This is a genomic window from Clostridium bornimense, from assembly GCF_000577895.1.
In the GTDB taxonomy this organism is placed as follows: domain Bacteria; phylum Bacillota; class Clostridia; order Clostridiales; family Clostridiaceae; genus Clostridium_AN; species Clostridium_AN bornimense.
In genome coordinates, this window is record NZ_HG917868.1 from 1,245,543 (window position 1) to 1,260,336 (window position 14,794).

15 protein-coding genes are annotated in these 14,794 nt (G+C 27.9%); 12 read left to right on the plus strand and 3 right to left on the minus strand.

The genetic code is table 11. The features are described from left to right. The first annotated feature begins 134 nt into the window (after positions 1-134). Positions 135-1,244, plus strand: coding sequence for an AI-2E family transporter (locus tag CM240_RS05470; protein ID WP_044037214.1), 1,110 nt, complete (start codon positions 135-137; stop codon positions 1,242-1,244). Between the two features lie 25 nt (positions 1,245-1,269). After that, positions 1,270-2,637 carry an ATP-binding protein gene (locus tag CM240_RS05475; RefSeq protein ID WP_044037215.1) on the plus strand — a complete coding sequence of 456 codons (1,368 nt, stop codon included), beginning with the start codon at positions 1,270-1,272 and terminating at the stop codon, positions 2,635-2,637. 147 nt (positions 2,638-2,784) lie between these two features. Here CM240_RS05475 and CM240_RS05480 read toward each other — a convergent pair whose 3' ends face one another. Next, positions 2,785-3,456 carry a helix-turn-helix transcriptional regulator gene (locus CM240_RS05480; protein ID WP_044037217.1) on the minus strand — a complete coding sequence of 224 codons (672 nt, stop codon included), beginning with the start codon at positions 3,454-3,456 and terminating at the stop codon, positions 2,785-2,787. A 131-nt stretch (positions 3,457-3,587) separates the two neighbouring features. Between CM240_RS05480 and CM240_RS05485 the strand changes: the two genes are divergently transcribed. Then, on the plus strand, positions 3,588-5,306 hold the full coding sequence (locus tag CM240_RS05485) for an alpha-glycosidase (protein WP_044037219.1): 1,719 nt from the start codon (positions 3,588-3,590) through the stop codon (positions 5,304-5,306). A 37-nt stretch (positions 5,307-5,343) separates the two neighbouring features. Here CM240_RS05485 and CM240_RS05490 read toward each other — a convergent pair whose 3' ends face one another. Then, the gene (locus tag CM240_RS05490; protein ID WP_044037222.1) at positions 5,344-5,871 is read right to left on the minus strand and encodes a ferritin family protein; all 528 of its coding nucleotides are present in this window, start codon (positions 5,869-5,871) and stop codon (positions 5,344-5,346) included. A 73-nt stretch (positions 5,872-5,944) separates the two neighbouring features. After that, a complete protein-coding gene (locus tag CM240_RS05495; protein ID WP_044037229.1) occupies positions 5,945-6,502 on the minus strand; it encodes a hypothetical protein in 558 nt (185 codons plus the stop codon). 163 nt (positions 6,503-6,665) lie between these two features. Here CM240_RS05495 and CM240_RS05500 point away from each other — a divergent pair, with 163 nt between their 5' ends. The 9 genes from CM240_RS05500 to hydF all read left to right on the plus strand — a co-directional run bounded on the left by CM240_RS05500 (position 6,666) and on the right by hydF (position 14,731). Then, entirely contained in the window at positions 6,666-7,025 is a 360-nt protein-coding gene (locus tag CM240_RS05500; RefSeq protein ID WP_044037231.1) for a YtxH domain-containing protein, read from the plus strand. A 1-nt stretch (position 7,026) separates the two neighbouring features. Next, on the plus strand, positions 7,027-7,383 hold the full coding sequence (locus CM240_RS05505) for a hypothetical protein (protein WP_044037234.1): 357 nt from the start codon (positions 7,027-7,029) through the stop codon (positions 7,381-7,383). Between the two features lie 227 nt (positions 7,384-7,610). Further along, entirely contained in the window at positions 7,611-8,852 is a 1,242-nt protein-coding gene (locus CM240_RS05510; RefSeq protein ID WP_051483715.1) for an ammonium transporter, read from the plus strand. Between the two features lie 35 nt (positions 8,853-8,887). Then, the gene (locus CM240_RS05515) at positions 8,888-9,244 is read left to right on the plus strand and encodes a P-II family nitrogen regulator (RefSeq protein ID WP_044037236.1); all 357 of its coding nucleotides are present in this window, start codon (positions 8,888-8,890) and stop codon (positions 9,242-9,244) included. A gap of 134 nt (positions 9,245-9,378) precedes the next feature. Beyond that, the gene (gene glnA / locus CM240_RS05520) at positions 9,379-10,710 is read left to right on the plus strand and encodes a type I glutamate--ammonia ligase (RefSeq protein ID WP_044037238.1); all 1,332 of its coding nucleotides are present in this window, start codon (positions 9,379-9,381) and stop codon (positions 10,708-10,710) included. An 18-nt stretch (positions 10,711-10,728) separates the two neighbouring features. Then, positions 10,729-11,283, plus strand: a complete 555-nt coding sequence (locus CM240_RS05525) for an ANTAR domain-containing response regulator (protein ID WP_044037240.1) — start codon at positions 10,729-10,731, stop codon at positions 11,281-11,283. Positions 11,284-11,829: 546 nt separating this feature from the next. Then, positions 11,830-12,390, plus strand: a complete 561-nt coding sequence (locus tag CM240_RS05530) for a DUF3867 domain-containing protein (RefSeq protein ID WP_044037241.1) — start codon at positions 11,830-11,832, stop codon at positions 12,388-12,390. A gap of 79 nt (positions 12,391-12,469) precedes the next feature. Further along, positions 12,470-13,528: a [FeFe] hydrogenase H-cluster radical SAM maturase HydE gene (gene hydE, locus CM240_RS05535; protein WP_044037244.1), complete on the plus strand. Its 1,059-nt coding sequence runs from the start codon at positions 12,470-12,472 to the stop codon at positions 13,526-13,528. Positions 13,529-13,540: 12 nt separating this feature from the next. Continuing rightward, positions 13,541-14,731 carry a [FeFe] hydrogenase H-cluster maturation GTPase HydF gene (gene hydF, locus CM240_RS05540; protein ID WP_044037246.1) on the plus strand — a complete coding sequence of 397 codons (1,191 nt, stop codon included), beginning with the start codon at positions 13,541-13,543 and terminating at the stop codon, positions 14,729-14,731. The last annotated feature ends 63 nt before the right edge of the window (positions 14,732-14,794 follow it).

Genomic DNA, 14,794 nt, shown 5'->3' on the forward strand with positions numbered 1-14,794 from the left:
AATAATAATATAACTAGAATAAATCAAGGAAAATAAATTTTTAACATATACTTCTATTATTTAATATAGTAGAATAATAAAAGTATATGTTTTATATTATATAGTAATATCAAGGTAGGGAGTTAGAAAATCAAATGAAAAAATTTTTATATAAACATATGTTATATATTAAAGTGATTTGTGTTGTTATAATAACGTATATTCTTATGAATCTAATAGATAACATAGGATATTTTACTGGTGTATTTGAAAAATTTTATGGAGTGATTCAACCTTTTGTATTTGGATTAATAATTGCATATGTATTAACTCCAATTGTTAAATTATTCGAAAAAAAATTAAATTTTAATAGAGCTATTAGCATACTATGTACTTATTTCATTGTGATAGGAGTTATAGCAATTACTTCTATTTATTTATTTCCAAAGTTATACTATAGTGTTGAAGATTTTATTGAGAAGATACCTTATATGTCAATAGAGCTTCAAGAATGGATTAATGAATTTATGAAGAATGATGCGATAAGGAGTATTTTGGATTCTGGAGTACTAGAGTTTAATCCACATACACTAATTCCTAAAATAAGTGAAATTAGTGCAGCTACATTAAATATGTTATTGACATCAACAGTAGCTTTTGCAAACTCTTTTGTTAAATTCTTTTTTGGCTTTTTAGTAGCTATATATATTTTATATGATAAGGAAAAAATAATATATTTATTCAAAAAGATTTTATTTATAATTGTAAAAGAGGAAAGAGGAATTTCCTTCATTGGTGTTATCAATAATTTACATAAGATGATAGGAACTTATTTAGGAATAAAGGCAATAGATTCTTTAATTATTGCTATTATGGCATTTGTTGGGCTTAATGTATTAGGATCGCAATATGTACTATTATTATCTGTTATAGTAGGAATTACAAATATGATACCGTATTTCGGACCGTTTATTGGTATTGTAACTGGTTTTGTGATTAATGTATTCTCTAGTCCAATAGTAGCTTTAATAATTTTAGTATTTTTATTATTATTACAACAGTTTGACGCATGGTTCTTAGATCCAAAGCTTATTGGAAATAAAGTTGGATTATCACCTTTATTAGTTATATTAGCAGTAACTATTGGTGGAGGATTTTATGGTATAGTTGGCATGATTTTAGCAGCACCAGTAATGTCTGTAATAAAAATTTATGCAGGTAAGGCTATAAATAAATATAATTTTAAGTCATTAGGCGACAAGTAAATTGTTATTTTAAGGGGATGTTTAGATGGGAACAGAAGAAAGATTATTAAAAAAAACAAAGATGAAAATTAAATCTTTATGTATTTTCAATTCTATAAGAGAAGATGAAGTAATAAAAAAGTTATATAGAATGATAGATATTTTAGATAATAAAGATAAAGATATAGAAGCAATATTGGATTGTTATAATGATTTTGCATACGAACTTATAAGTAATAGTAGTGATTCACTTAAAAAGTATTTGATAGATAAACTAGTTTCAGAAGATAACTTATTAAGCAAAATGGTTGAAAAAAGAAATACAGAAAAAATAAGCTATGTTAAAGAGGTAGCTAGTAAAGAGTTAGACTACATCAAAGAAATATCTGAAATTAACTCTAGAAAGATTAAAGAAATTATAATTGATAGCTATAATTTAGATGAAGAAGAATCATTAATTATAGGAAGTATGATGGAATGGAATATGAATATGGAGGCTGGATATAAAAACACATATTCTGATATTTATAAATTTAAAGAAAAGATATTTAAAAAGAAGTGTTGGAATGATGTATTAGAGATGTTAATTGACTTTTATAAAAGCTATGGTTGTGGTGAATTTGCGAAATATAGAGCTTTTGTGTGGGAAAACTGTGATAAAGAAGGAAAGCTTAAGGGGATTGATAAACCTGATCCAATTACACTATCTGAATTAATAGGATATGAAAGTCAGCAAGATGAGATCATTAAAAACACATTAAGATTTTTAAAGGGATATTCAGCTAATAATATATTACTTTATGGAGATAGAGGAACTGGTAAATCTTCTACTGTAAAAGCAATAATTAATGAATATTATTCTATGGGGTTAAGGCTTATAGAATTAAAAAAAGAGAATTTAAAAGATTTTACTAAGATAATTAGGTTATTAAAAAATAAGCCACAGAAGTTTATTATATTCATAGATGATTTAGTATTTGAAGAAAATGAAGATAGTTACTCTGCTATGAAGACAATATTGGATGGTGGCGTAGAGAATAGACCAGATAATATGATAATATATGCTACAACTAATAGAAGGCATTTAGTGAAAGAAACTTTTGCCGATAGAGCTGGACTTGGGTCTAGTAATAGTAGTGATGAGATATATGCCAATGATACTATTCAAGAGAAACTTTCTCTTTCAGATAGATTTGGAATAACTATATCTTTTATGGCTCCAGATCAAAACAAATTTTTGGAGATTGTACAAGGACTAGTTAAGTCTAGGGGACTTGAAGTAGAAGAAGAATATTTATTTAGAGAAGCTAAAAAGTGGGAACTTTGGTATAATGGAAGATCAGCAAGAACTGCAAAACAATTTGTAGATTGGATTGAAGGGGAAATACTAGATAATAAGAAAGATGAAGAATAGATTTCTAAATTATTAGCAAAGTTATAAGTCAGTGTACAGTTTTTTAATTAACAATTATGAAAAAAGTAAATTAGTTGTTACTGAAGATACATAAAGAAACAGGCTGTTAAAAAGAATTAGTTAAGCTCTTTTTAGCAGCCTAGTATTTTAACCATAATTTTTATTTCTATAGTCTGATGGAGACATACCAGTAAAGGATTTAAAAGTTTTATAAAAGTGGCTTTGATCATGGAATCCTAATGCTAGTCCAATATCTAATATACTTTCATTAGTGCTTAAGAGTAGAACTTTAGCACGTTCTATTCTTATTTTTTTTGCATATTTCATTACAGTAATTCCCATGTGTTTTTTAAAACATTGAGATATATATCCTTCTGATAGGTTAAGATCTCGAGAAAGTTTTTTTAAGGAAATCTGACTCTCAATATTTAGATGTAGGTGCTTTAATATTCTATTAATAACAAAATTATCTGTAACTTCTATATCATTTATTAGTAAGTCAAGATATGTAGAAATCATATCTAGTTCTAATTTTTGTAGAGATTCTAATGTATTTAATTTAGGTATTAAGTCATAAAAGTTGTTATAAATAGGATGAAGATATTTAGTTGATATTCCATGTTTTATTATTTCTTTAGTATAGATAGCATTCCAAATTAGTAAATCGGTACGTTTATTTTCAATTGGAAGTTGGTCTATAAGTTCTCCTTTATGTTTGTCTATAGCTATTTCAAGAATTTGAGGTTTAGCTTTTAAATCTATTAAAAATAAGATATCATTACTAAAAATGTGGACATCTGATTTAAAATGTTCATACATAATGATTTTCCCCCCTAAGTATAAAATTATTAAATTACATATAATATATACATATTATATAATTTATATACAAGTAAAAGCAAATTAATTTGTTATAATACAAGTGTAAAGAATACTTGGGGGGATGAAACATGAACAAATATGCAATTTATCATTCAACAGAAGCACCATATGCTTATGCTAAGGATATGGATACTTTAACTTTAAGAGTTAGAACTGCTAAGGGAGAAGTAAAAAAATGTGAAGTTTATTATAAAGATAAATATATGGAAAAATTACCTTTTGAAATTAAAGAAATGAAAGTTGTTGCAGAAGCGGGGTTATTTGATTATTTTCAAGCAAATATATCTGTAAAAAGAAATAGATATATGTATTATTTTAAATTAACAGATAAGGATAACAATGTAACATATTTAAATGAAAGAGGAGCAAAAAGTGATAATATAGAAGCATATAGTTATATATATCCATATATAGCTAAAGAAGATTTATATGAAGAAGTTCCATGGCTTCAAGAAGCGATAGCTTATCAAATATTTCCGGATAGATTTTGTAATGGGGATCCTACTATAAACCCAGAAGGTGTACTGCCATGGGGAGGAAAAGTTACTTTAAATACAATGTTTGGTGGAGATCTTAGAGGAGTTATAGAAAAACTTGATTATTTAGAAGAGTTGGGTGTAAATTTAGTATATTTAACGCCAATATTTAAATCAAATACAGCGCATAAATATAATACATCAGATTATTTTAATATAGATCCTCAATTTGGAACAGTAGAAGTAGCAAAAGAATTAGTAGATAAATGTCATGAAAAAGGAATGAAGATAGTTTTAGATGCAGTATTTAATCATTCAGGAGATGATTTCTTTGCTTTTGAAGATGTTTTAGAAAATCAAGAAGACTCAAAATATAAAGATTGGTACTTTATAGATAGTTTTCCGGTAAGTAAAGAGAAAATTAACTACTATACTTTTGGACCAAATCATTCAAATATGCCAAAATTGAATACAAATAACAAAGAACTTAGAGAATACTTATTAAATGTTGGTGAGTATTGGATAAAAGAAATTGGTATTGATGGATGGAGATTGGATGTATGTGATGAAATAGGTCACGATTTTTGGAGAGATTTTAAGAAGAGAATAAAGAGTGTAAATAGTGATGCTGTTATAATTGGAGAAATAATGCATGAAGCTAATTCATTTTTAAAAGGAGATCAATTAGATGGTATTATGAATTATCCTTTTAAGAATGCAGTAGGTGATTTCTTTGGGCATAGATATATAAATGCTAATGAGTTTTCTAATATATTAGGATTAAATAGAATGCTCTATATGGATTCAATTACAAAACAAATGTGGAACCTTATAGATAGTCATGATACAAAAAGATTTCTTACAGAAGCAGGTAATGATGTTGGAGCAATGAAGCTGGCGGTAGCTTTTCAATTCACATATTTAGGTATACCATATATATATTATGGAGATGAAGTTGGAATGGACGGAGGAGATGATCCTCAAAACAGAAAATGTATGGTATGGGATAAAGAAGAACAAAACTTAGAAATGTTAGATTATTATAAAAAATTTATAAAATTAAGAAAAGAAAATAAAGTTTTAGTTTATGGTGATTATAAAGAAATCTATTGTGAAGATAATGTTATAGCTTTTTCAAGAAGATATAATGATGATATTTGTATAGCGATTTTTAATAATAACAAGAGTCCAGAAACAATAAAATTACCACTGATAGGTAAAGTTCAAGATTTATTAAATGATAAATCATTAATTATAGATGGAGAGATCACTTTAGAGTCAATGGAAGTAAAAATATTAAAAGTTAACTAATGAAAAAAGGGGCTAAAGTTGAAGTTTAGTCTCTTTTTTAGTTATTAAATTCATAGTTATAGATATCTTCAAAAATTCTTAGATGATGTTCTTCATCTATTATAATTCTTTCGATAATTTCTTTTATATAGGTATCATCAATTTGTGATAAATTTCTATTATAGATAGCAATTGCATCCTTTTCAGATTTAATATCTGCACAAATCATAGATTTTAGAGAGTTTTCGTAATATATATTTTTCGAGGACCAATAAGTGAATTTATTCTTTTTAATTGATCCGTATTTTGGTGAAACGCCTAATTCTATAAGAAGCTTTCCAAGAATGTCAAGATGATGCATCTCGACAATAGATATTTTGTTTATCACTTTCGATATATATGGATATTCCTTGGATAAATATATGCTATGGTAAACATATTGAGTTACTGCAGATAGTTCTGATATTATACCAGCATAATCTTTTAATATAAGTTTAGCATATTGATGATTTTTACAATGAACTCTTATTTTAGGATAAGGCAGTGGAGAAGAATAGGTGAAATTTTCAGTATCAATATCATTCATATGAAATTCTCCTTAAAAAAACATAGTATATTAAATACTATGTTTTTTTTAAATAGATATTCATAAATTTTAATTATATGACATTAGTATAGTTATTATACAGTACATAATTTTTGATAAGACCTTCATATATGAACTCTTTATTTTTTATAGATAATAAATCCATAGGTTTATGAAATTCAGATTTTTTATTACTAGAATAAATGGATGATTTCATAAGAATCTCTGATACAAATTGTGAGCAAAAATAAAAGTTTTTACGTATAAAAGATTTATTAATAAGGACAAAAAATAAACCTAACAAATTATAACGATACTTATTTTTATTTAGAAGAAAATAATCAAGTTCTTTTACTAGAGCTTCATATTGTTTTTCAGTTATAGGAACTCTATATATAAGGCATGTACTATTTTTAAATTTACTATAAACACCGGAGTATAAATCCTCTACGACGAATCCACCACAAAAAGGATTATTAGGATTTGTTCTCCCAAAGGAATACATTTTTCTTAGGGAACTATCTAAACTTAATGAGACATGTATATATTTATCTTGTGTTGTAAATTTTATTATTTTAGATAGCCAAGTTCCTGTTTTTGAAAAAACTAAATATATATATCTATTGTTCATAAGTTCTGTAATACTCCTTAAATAATAATAATTTCTTCTAATTATACTATATAAATAGTAAAATTAAAAATGGAATAGCAAAATATATTATAAAAGTAGACAAACTATGATATAATATACGAAAATTAATATAAAACTGATTTTATAGGGGGAAGAAAGTATTATGAAATTATCAGATTTATTAGAGCAAAAAAGGAAAGAAAAAGCAAAAAAAGAGAAAGTTAAAAATACAAAAATAGCAACTACAAGTGTTGTGCTTGGAGCAACTGTTGGAGCGATAGGAGCATTATTGCTTGCACCAAAGAGTGGAAAGGATACTAGAAAAGTAATAAGTGAAAAATCTAAAAAGGTTGCTAATACTGTAAGCGAGAAAGTAAAAGAAACTAAAGGTGCTCTTGATAATAAAATTATTAATAGTAAAGAGAATATAAAGAAGAGTTTATTAAAAAAAGAAGAAAATAATGAAAACATACTTTTAGAAGAAAACAATTTAGATTCTGAAGAAAGAAAGGATGTAGAATAATATGTATATAGATCTTTCTGCAGTTTATTTTGTTTTTGGAACAATATTATCTATATTAGGTATAGCATTATTAATATTGTTAATAATTCTTGTAGTAAAATTAATAAAGATAGCTTCTAATGTAGGTACTATTATTAATAAAAATAAAGAAAATATAGATTCTGCTCTAGAAGGTTTACCTACTATTACTGAAAATGTAGTAGAGATTTCAGAAGGATTAAAGGATGTTTCAGAAGTAGTTACAGAGACTACTGCAGATTTAATTGTAGCTAAAGAAAATTTTACATCACAAATAGAATTTATTAAAGAGATACTAGGTATAATAAGTAGAGTATTTTTTAATAAAGATAAAAACTAATAAAATTTATTAGTATAAATAATTATATGATAAAAAACTATTGACAATATATTAAAGTGTAAATATAATGTTTATATAGTAAAAAATACTTGTTGACAATGAGGTCAAAAAAGTTTGTAAGAACTTTTTTGACCTTTTTTATTTTCTAAATATGATTTTCTGCAGAAATATTATTGAAAGAAAAAGAACTCATAACATTTCGATTATTTTCAGAGGGGGTTTTATTTATGGATTTTGATTTAAAAATGACATTGGATACCTTATGGGTAATACTTGGAGGTATATTAGTATTTTGGATGCAAGCAGGGTTTGCTATGGTAGAAACAGGTTTTACTAGAGCAAAAAATGCAGGGAATATAATAATGAAGAATCTTATGGATTTTGCTTTAGGATCAATAATATATTGGATTCTTGGATTTGGTCTTATGTTTGGAGATTCATTCCATGGTATTATAGGAACATCAATGTTTTTAGGTGGGGGAGATTTAGGAAATGGAATAGAGCCTAATGCATTTATGTTTTTCCAAGTTGTATTCTGTGCTACAGCAGCAACTATAGTTTCAGGAGCTATGGCTGAAAGAACTAAGTTTAGTGCATATCTTATCTATAGTTTTATAATTAGTGCAGTTATTTATCCAATATCAGGTCACTGGATTTGGGGAGGCGGCTGGCTTTCAGATTTAGGATTCCATGATTTTGCAGGTTCAACAGCAGTTCATTCAGTTGGTGGTTGGTGTGCTTTAATTGGAGCAACTATCTTAGGGCCAAGGATAGGAAAGTATGGTAAAGATGGAAAACCGAATGCAATACCAGGACATAGTTTAACATTAGGAGCATTAGGAGTATTCATATTATTCATGGGATGGTTTGGATTTAATCCAGGTTCATCTTTAAGTGCTACAGATACAAAATTAAATGCTCTTGTTATTATGACAACTGCTTTAGCAGCTTCAGCAGCAGCAGTTTCTACAATGTTTATTACATGGGTTCGTTATAAAAAACCTGATGTTAGTATGACATTAAATGGTGTACTTGCAGGATTAGTTGGAATAACAGCGGGATGTGATGCAGTATCAATACCAGGGGCAATCATAATAGGTGTTATTGCAGGATTTGTTGTAGTATTTGGTATAGAATTTGTAGATAAAGTACTAAAGGTTGATGATCCTGTTGGAGCTGTTGGAGTTCATTGCTTATGTGGTGTTTGGGGAACATTAGCTGTAGGATTATTTGCAACAGATGGTGGATTATTTTATGGAGGAGGATTTAAATATTTCTTCATTCAATTATTAGGAGTTATTGCAGTAGCTGCATGGTCAATTTGCACATCTTTTATTTTATTTAAGACAATAAAAGCAACAATAGGATTAAGAGTTAGTAGAGAAGAAGAAATAAGAGGACTTGATATCGAAGAGCATGGTCTTGAAAGCAGTTATGCAGATTTCTTAAGTTCAGATATTAATATATAATTTTATTGGTGAGATATTATAAAGGGGTGTATAAGATGGATAAAATTACTAAGATTGATATAGTTACTAGAAAAAATAACTTTGAAGAACTAAAAGAAGAATTAGGCAAAATTGGAGTTACAGGTATGACTGTAACACAAGTTTTGGGATGTGGAGTACAAAAAGGTGACATGCAATATTATAGAGGGGTACCAATGGAAACAAAGCTAATACCTAAATTAAAAGTTGAAATTGTAGTTTCAGAAGTACCGGTAGAAAAAGTTGTTGAAGTAGCTCAAAAAGTTTTAAAAACCGGAAAAATTGGTGATGGTAAGATATTTATATATGATGTTTTAAATGTAATAAAGATCAGAACTGGTGAGACCGGTAAAGCAGCGTTACAGGATAAATAATAAATTAAACAACTTATTGAATAAAAAACTATTTTTAGTTATAATCATAGTAATATAGGAATGAATAAAGGAGTCAATAGTATAAGGTTTCTATTGGCGCCTTTTTATTATAATTTTAAGGGGGCTTAGTAAGTATGTCTAAATATAGTAAAGAAGATATATTAAAATTAGTTGAAGAAAATGGTGTGAAATTTATAAGATTACAATTTACAGATATTTTTGGAGTATTAAAAAATATAGCAATAACTAACAGCCAATTAGAGAAAGCATTAAATAACCAATGTATGTTTGATGGATCTTCTATAGAAGGATTTGTAAGAATTGAAGAATCTGATATGTATTTAAGACCAGATTTAGATAGCTTTCAAATATTTCCTTGGAGACCACAACAAGGGAAAGTTGCGAGATTAATTTGTGATATTTATAGACCAGATGGAACTCCTTTTGAAGGTGATCCTAGAAATATTCTTAAAAAGGTTTTAAAAGAAGCTGCAGATCTTGGATATACAATGAATGTAGGTCCAGAGTGTGAATTTTTCTTATTTAAGACAGATGAGAATGGAAATCCTACATTAGAAACACAAGATGAAGCAGGATACTTTGATTTAGGACCTACTGATATGGGGGAAAATGCAAGAAGAGATATGACACTTGTGTTAGAAGAAATGGGATTTGATATTGAAGCATCTCATCATGAAGTTGCAGAAGGTCAAAATGAAATAGATTTTAAATATGATGATGCTTTAGTTACCGCTGATAATATAATGACATTTAAGTTAGTTGTTAAAACTATAGCACAAAGACATGGTTTACATGCTACCTTTATGCCTAAACCTGTGTTTGGAATAAATGGATCAGGAATGCATGTAAATATGTCATTAAATAAAGATGGTAAAAATGCTTTTGTTGATGAAAATGATGAGAATGGTTTAAGTAAAACAGCATATAGTTTTATAGCTGGAATTATGAAGAACATTAAAGGAATTGCAGCTATAACTAATCCTTTAGTTAATTCATATAAGAGATTAGTGCCAGGCTATGAAGCACCTGTTTATATAGCTTGGTCAGGAAAAAATAGAAGCCCACTTATAAGAGTTCCAGCATCTAGAGGTGCAGGTACAAGAGTAGAACTTAGATGTCCGGACCCAAGTTCAAATCCGTATTTAGTTCTTGCATGTTTACTATCAGCAGGATTAGATGGAATAAAAAATGGATTAGTACCACCAACTAGTATTGAGCAAAATATATTTGAAATGACTCAAACTGAGAGGGAAGAAAAAGGTATCGAAAGTTTACCAGGAAGTCTTGAAGAAGCTATTAAATATATGAAAGAAAATGAACTTGTTAAAAATGTATTAGGAGATCATACTTTTAATCAATATATAAAAGCAAAAGAGTTTGAATGGGATAATTATAGAACAATGGTGCACCAATGGGAAATTGATAGTTATTTAAAGAAATATTAATGTGGCAGGGGTGTTGCTATGAGTGTTCAAAAAGGGGTAATAGTAGCATTAAGCAATGTTGAAACAAGCAAAAAGGTTAAAAAAATCTTAAGCGATAGTGGATATAATGTTTTGGCTGTATGTATTTCGGGAAACGAACTTATAAGGTGTGCCCATCAGTATTGTCCTGATTTAATCATACTTGGTTATAAATTACCTGATATGACAATAATTGATATATATGACTCTTTGATGGAGATTAGTAGCTTTTTAGCTGTTGTAAATGAACCTTATCGTTCATATGTACAAGAAGATATGGATATATTTTGTATAAGCAACCCTATAACACCTACTATACTATTGAATGCTGTAGATTTAGTTTTACAGACTAGAAGAACAATATTAAAACTTAGAGAGCAGGTTGAAAAACTAGAACATACAATTGAAGATAGAAAAGTGATAGAAAAAGCTAAAGGAAAATTGATGAGTATTAATGGATATACAGAACAAGAGGCTTTTAAGCATATACAAAAATGCAGTATGGATACAGGAAGAAAAATGGTTGTAGTAGCTAATGAAATTTTAGAGGGTTAAAAACCAAGGAAAAAAGTGAATTGATAAATATTAAGGAGCTGTTGCACAAAAGAGTGTGGCAGCTTTTTCAGCAAAATAGAGCAAATGAAAGGTATAGTGCAGGGCACAAGTATCAGGGCACAAGGCACAGGGATGGATGAAATCCCTGCGGAATTTCTGAAATTTTAATTGTTTAGTTGAATGATATAAGTTAGTCTATTCTCTTATTTATATCACAGCTAATATAAAGTCATTACAGGGGGCTAATGAAGGTTGCACCTTCATATAGCTTGGTGAATATATGGATTTATAGTAAATATGAGAATACTTTGCTATTCGCATGACTATAATAAAATTCCTCCTAAAGAGGAATTTTCACCTTACTTGTGCTCTGTGCATTCTAACCTGTGCCATGATTAAAGGAGCTATCGCTAACAACTTCTCATTTGTTAATGCGACATCCCCTTTTTTATTAATAAATAACAAATATATAATAAATGTATTGCATAAAGATTAAGATATTTAGTAAGCTATAAATATGAGTATTTATTGAAAGGGGAGAATAGAGTGACAGATATTATTGATTTTAATGAGGTAAAAAATAAGGCTCGAGATCAAGATGTTAATCAATTCGAAAATTATATTTATGAATTATATTATTCTTTATCACAAGGAACTATTAGTATGTCAGATTTATACAGTAAAATAAATGAGTATATGGAAAAGAATAATATATCACAAGAAAAATTTTTAAATATTCAAAATGAAATGTTATCAAGGTATGGAATAGATAGTGAAGAAATAAAAAATCAACTTAAAACTATGGGAGTGGATATATCATCTTTAGATAAAAATGTTGATTATGAGATGGCTAGAAAGAATTTAGGCTTTACAGAGAAATATAAAGCAGGAATAGGTAATGCCGTGTACATTACGTACAAAATATCTAATGAAAGAAATGTTTTAGATATTTTATTAAAAGACACAGAAATAATAATTAAATCTGAAGGAAAAATAGATTTAGGAGATAATGAATTAAATGAATTTATATGCTCATATAAGAAACTTTACTCTGATAAGAAAATAAAAGTATCTATATTTGAAGACGTTAAAACATATGAGTATTAGTATTTGATATTTAAAATAAGACAAATGATTAGAGATATAATCATTTGTCTTTAAAATTATAAATTTATTTGGAGGGGCAATGTGTAAGGTAATAGGGGAATTAGTTGAGAAATTATATAAATATAATAGTTTAAGTAAAGAAGAACTCATATACTTAATAAAGGGAATAAATGATGATAATAAAGAACTTTTAATAGAAGCAGCGAATAGAACACGAATAGAACATTATGGCAATAAGGTATATATGAGAGGATTAATTGAATTTACGAATTATTGCAAAAGAAATTGTAAATATTGTGGAATAAGAGTTGCTAATAAAAATTTAGATAGATATAGATTAACAAAGGAAGAGATAATTCAATGTGTTAAAAATGGAAAAACACTTGGATATAGCACCTATGTACTACAAGGTGGAGAAGATTCGTATTTTGATGATGAAAAAATGGTAGAAATAATAAAAGCTATTAAAAGTATGTATCCTCAGGATGCTGTTACTTTATCAATAGGGGAACGAAGTTATGAATCTTATAAAAAAATGTATGAAGCAGGAGCAGATAGATACTTACTTAGACATGAAACAGCATCGAGAAAATTATATGAAAGATTACATCCTGATGGAGATTATGATAATAGAGTTAGATGCCTATGGAATTTAAAAGAAATTGGATATCAAGTAGGAGCTGGATTTATGGTAGGACTTCCAGGTCAGACCACAGAAGATCTTGTAGAAGATTTGTTATTTATAAAAAAGTTAGAACCACATATGTGTGGTATAGGACCTTTTATTCCTCATAAAGATACTCCATATAGATTAGAGAAACATGGCAGGTTAGATGATGTCATAATTATGTTAGCTATCACAAGATTATTGTTACCTAACGTTCTTTTACCAGCTACTACAGCATTAGGAAGTATCAGTGATAAAGGAAGAGAGAAGGGAATAAAAGCAGGAGCTAATGTAGTTATGCCTAATTTATCACCTATAAATGTTAGAGATAAATATTCATTATATAATAATAAAATATGTACTGGAGACGAAGCAGCTGAGTGCAGGAGATGCATAGAAAATAGAATAAATAATATAGGATTTGATATAGATTTAGGACGAGGAGATAACTTGAATTGGACAAGGGGTTAAGGGAGGTATACAATGAATAAAACACCAAATGCTAACAGAAAACATATTGTTATTTATGGTAAAACTAATGCTGGAAAATCATCGGTTATAAATGCATTGCTTGATCAGAGTGTATCATTAGTTTCTAATGAAGAAGGTACTACTACAGACCCGGTTTTAAAAGCTACTGAGTTAATTCCGGTAGGACCTGTACTTTTTGTAGATACAGCAGGATTAGGAGATAATAGTAATTTGGGAGGTATACGGGAAAAAAGAACATTAGAGATATTACATAGAACTGATATAGCTATTTATATTATGGATATTAATGATATGGACTTAGATTATTATAATAAAATGAAAGCTAAGTTTATTAGCTTAGATATACCATGTATACTAGTTATAAATAAAATAGACAGTGTTGATGATGAAGTTGTAAAAGAAATTAAAAATAAATATAAAGAACCTAAGTTAATTTCTACATATACTGGGGAAGGAATAGAGGAATTAAGAGAAGAAATTATAGCAAATATGATGGATAAGGAGGATGATGAAGTATCTTTGTTAGCTGGATTAGTTCCTGAAGGTGGTACTATAATAATGGTGGTTCCAGTAGATTCAGAAGCACCGAAGGGACGACTTATTTTGCCTCAGGTACAATGTATAAGAGATGCGTTAGATAATGGAATAAAGAGTTATGTTGTTAGAGATAGTGAGCTAGAAAGTGCAATTAAAGATATAACAAATGTTGATTTAGTTATTACAGATTCACAAGCTTTTGCGAAGGTAAGTGATATTGTACCTAAAGAGATAAAATTAACTAGTTTTTCTATATTATTTGCTAGGCAAAAAGGAGACATTAAGTCGTATATAGAGGGAACAAAAGCTATAAAAAATCTTCATAAAAATTCTAAGATTTTGATATGTGAAAGTTGTACTCATAATATATCTCATGAAGATATAGGAAGGGTTAAAATACCTAAACTACTTAATAATTTTATAGGGGGAAAGTTGCATTATGATATAAGTATATTTCATGATTTTCCAGAAAATATAGAAGAATATGATCTTATAATTCATTGTGGTGGTTGTATGATAAATAGAAAGACTATCTTAAATAGAATTAAGAGATGTAATAGAGAAAATGTACCTATAACTAATTATGGATTAATCTTAGCATATTTAACAGGCATATTAGATAGATCTATAGAGATTTTTAAATAAGACCTGCATTTTGCAGGTTTTTATTATTTAATATATTTTGAATTCTATATTAGGGAGTAATTT

Coding starts and splice junctions, on each gene's coding strand:
- hydE (WP_044037244.1), top strand. CDS start 12,470: ATGTGTAAGGTAATAGGGGAATTAGTTGAGAAATTATATAAATATAAT.
- glnA (WP_044037238.1), top strand. CDS start 9,379: ATGTCTAAATATAGTAAAGAAGATATATTAAAATTAGTTGAAGAAAAT.
- CM240_RS05470 (WP_044037214.1), top strand. CDS start 135: ATGAAAAAATTTTTATATAAACATATGTTATATATTAAAGTGATTTGT.
- CM240_RS05480 (WP_044037217.1), bottom strand. CDS start 3,456: ATGTATGAACATTTTAAATCAGATGTCCACATTTTTAGTAATGATATC.
- CM240_RS05525 (WP_044037240.1), top strand. CDS start 10,729: ATGAGTGTTCAAAAAGGGGTAATAGTAGCATTAAGCAATGTTGAAACA.
- CM240_RS05485 (WP_044037219.1), top strand. CDS start 3,588: ATGAACAAATATGCAATTTATCATTCAACAGAAGCACCATATGCTTAT.
- CM240_RS05515 (WP_044037236.1), top strand. CDS start 8,888: ATGGATAAAATTACTAAGATTGATATAGTTACTAGAAAAAATAACTTT.
- CM240_RS05495 (WP_044037229.1), bottom strand. CDS start 6,502: ATGAACAATAGATATATATATTTAGTTTTTTCAAAAACAGGAACTTGG.
- CM240_RS05505 (WP_044037234.1), top strand. CDS start 7,027: ATGTATATAGATCTTTCTGCAGTTTATTTTGTTTTTGGAACAATATTA.
- CM240_RS05500 (WP_044037231.1), top strand. CDS start 6,666: ATGAAATTATCAGATTTATTAGAGCAAAAAAGGAAAGAAAAAGCAAAA.
- hydF (WP_044037246.1), top strand. CDS start 13,541: ATGAATAAAACACCAAATGCTAACAGAAAACATATTGTTATTTATGGT.
- CM240_RS05490 (WP_044037222.1), bottom strand. CDS start 5,871: ATGAATGATATTGATACTGAAAATTTCACCTATTCTTCTCCACTGCCT.
- CM240_RS05510 (WP_051483715.1), top strand. CDS start 7,611: ATGGATTTTGATTTAAAAATGACATTGGATACCTTATGGGTAATACTT.
- CM240_RS05475 (WP_044037215.1), top strand. CDS start 1,270: ATGGGAACAGAAGAAAGATTATTAAAAAAAACAAAGATGAAAATTAAA.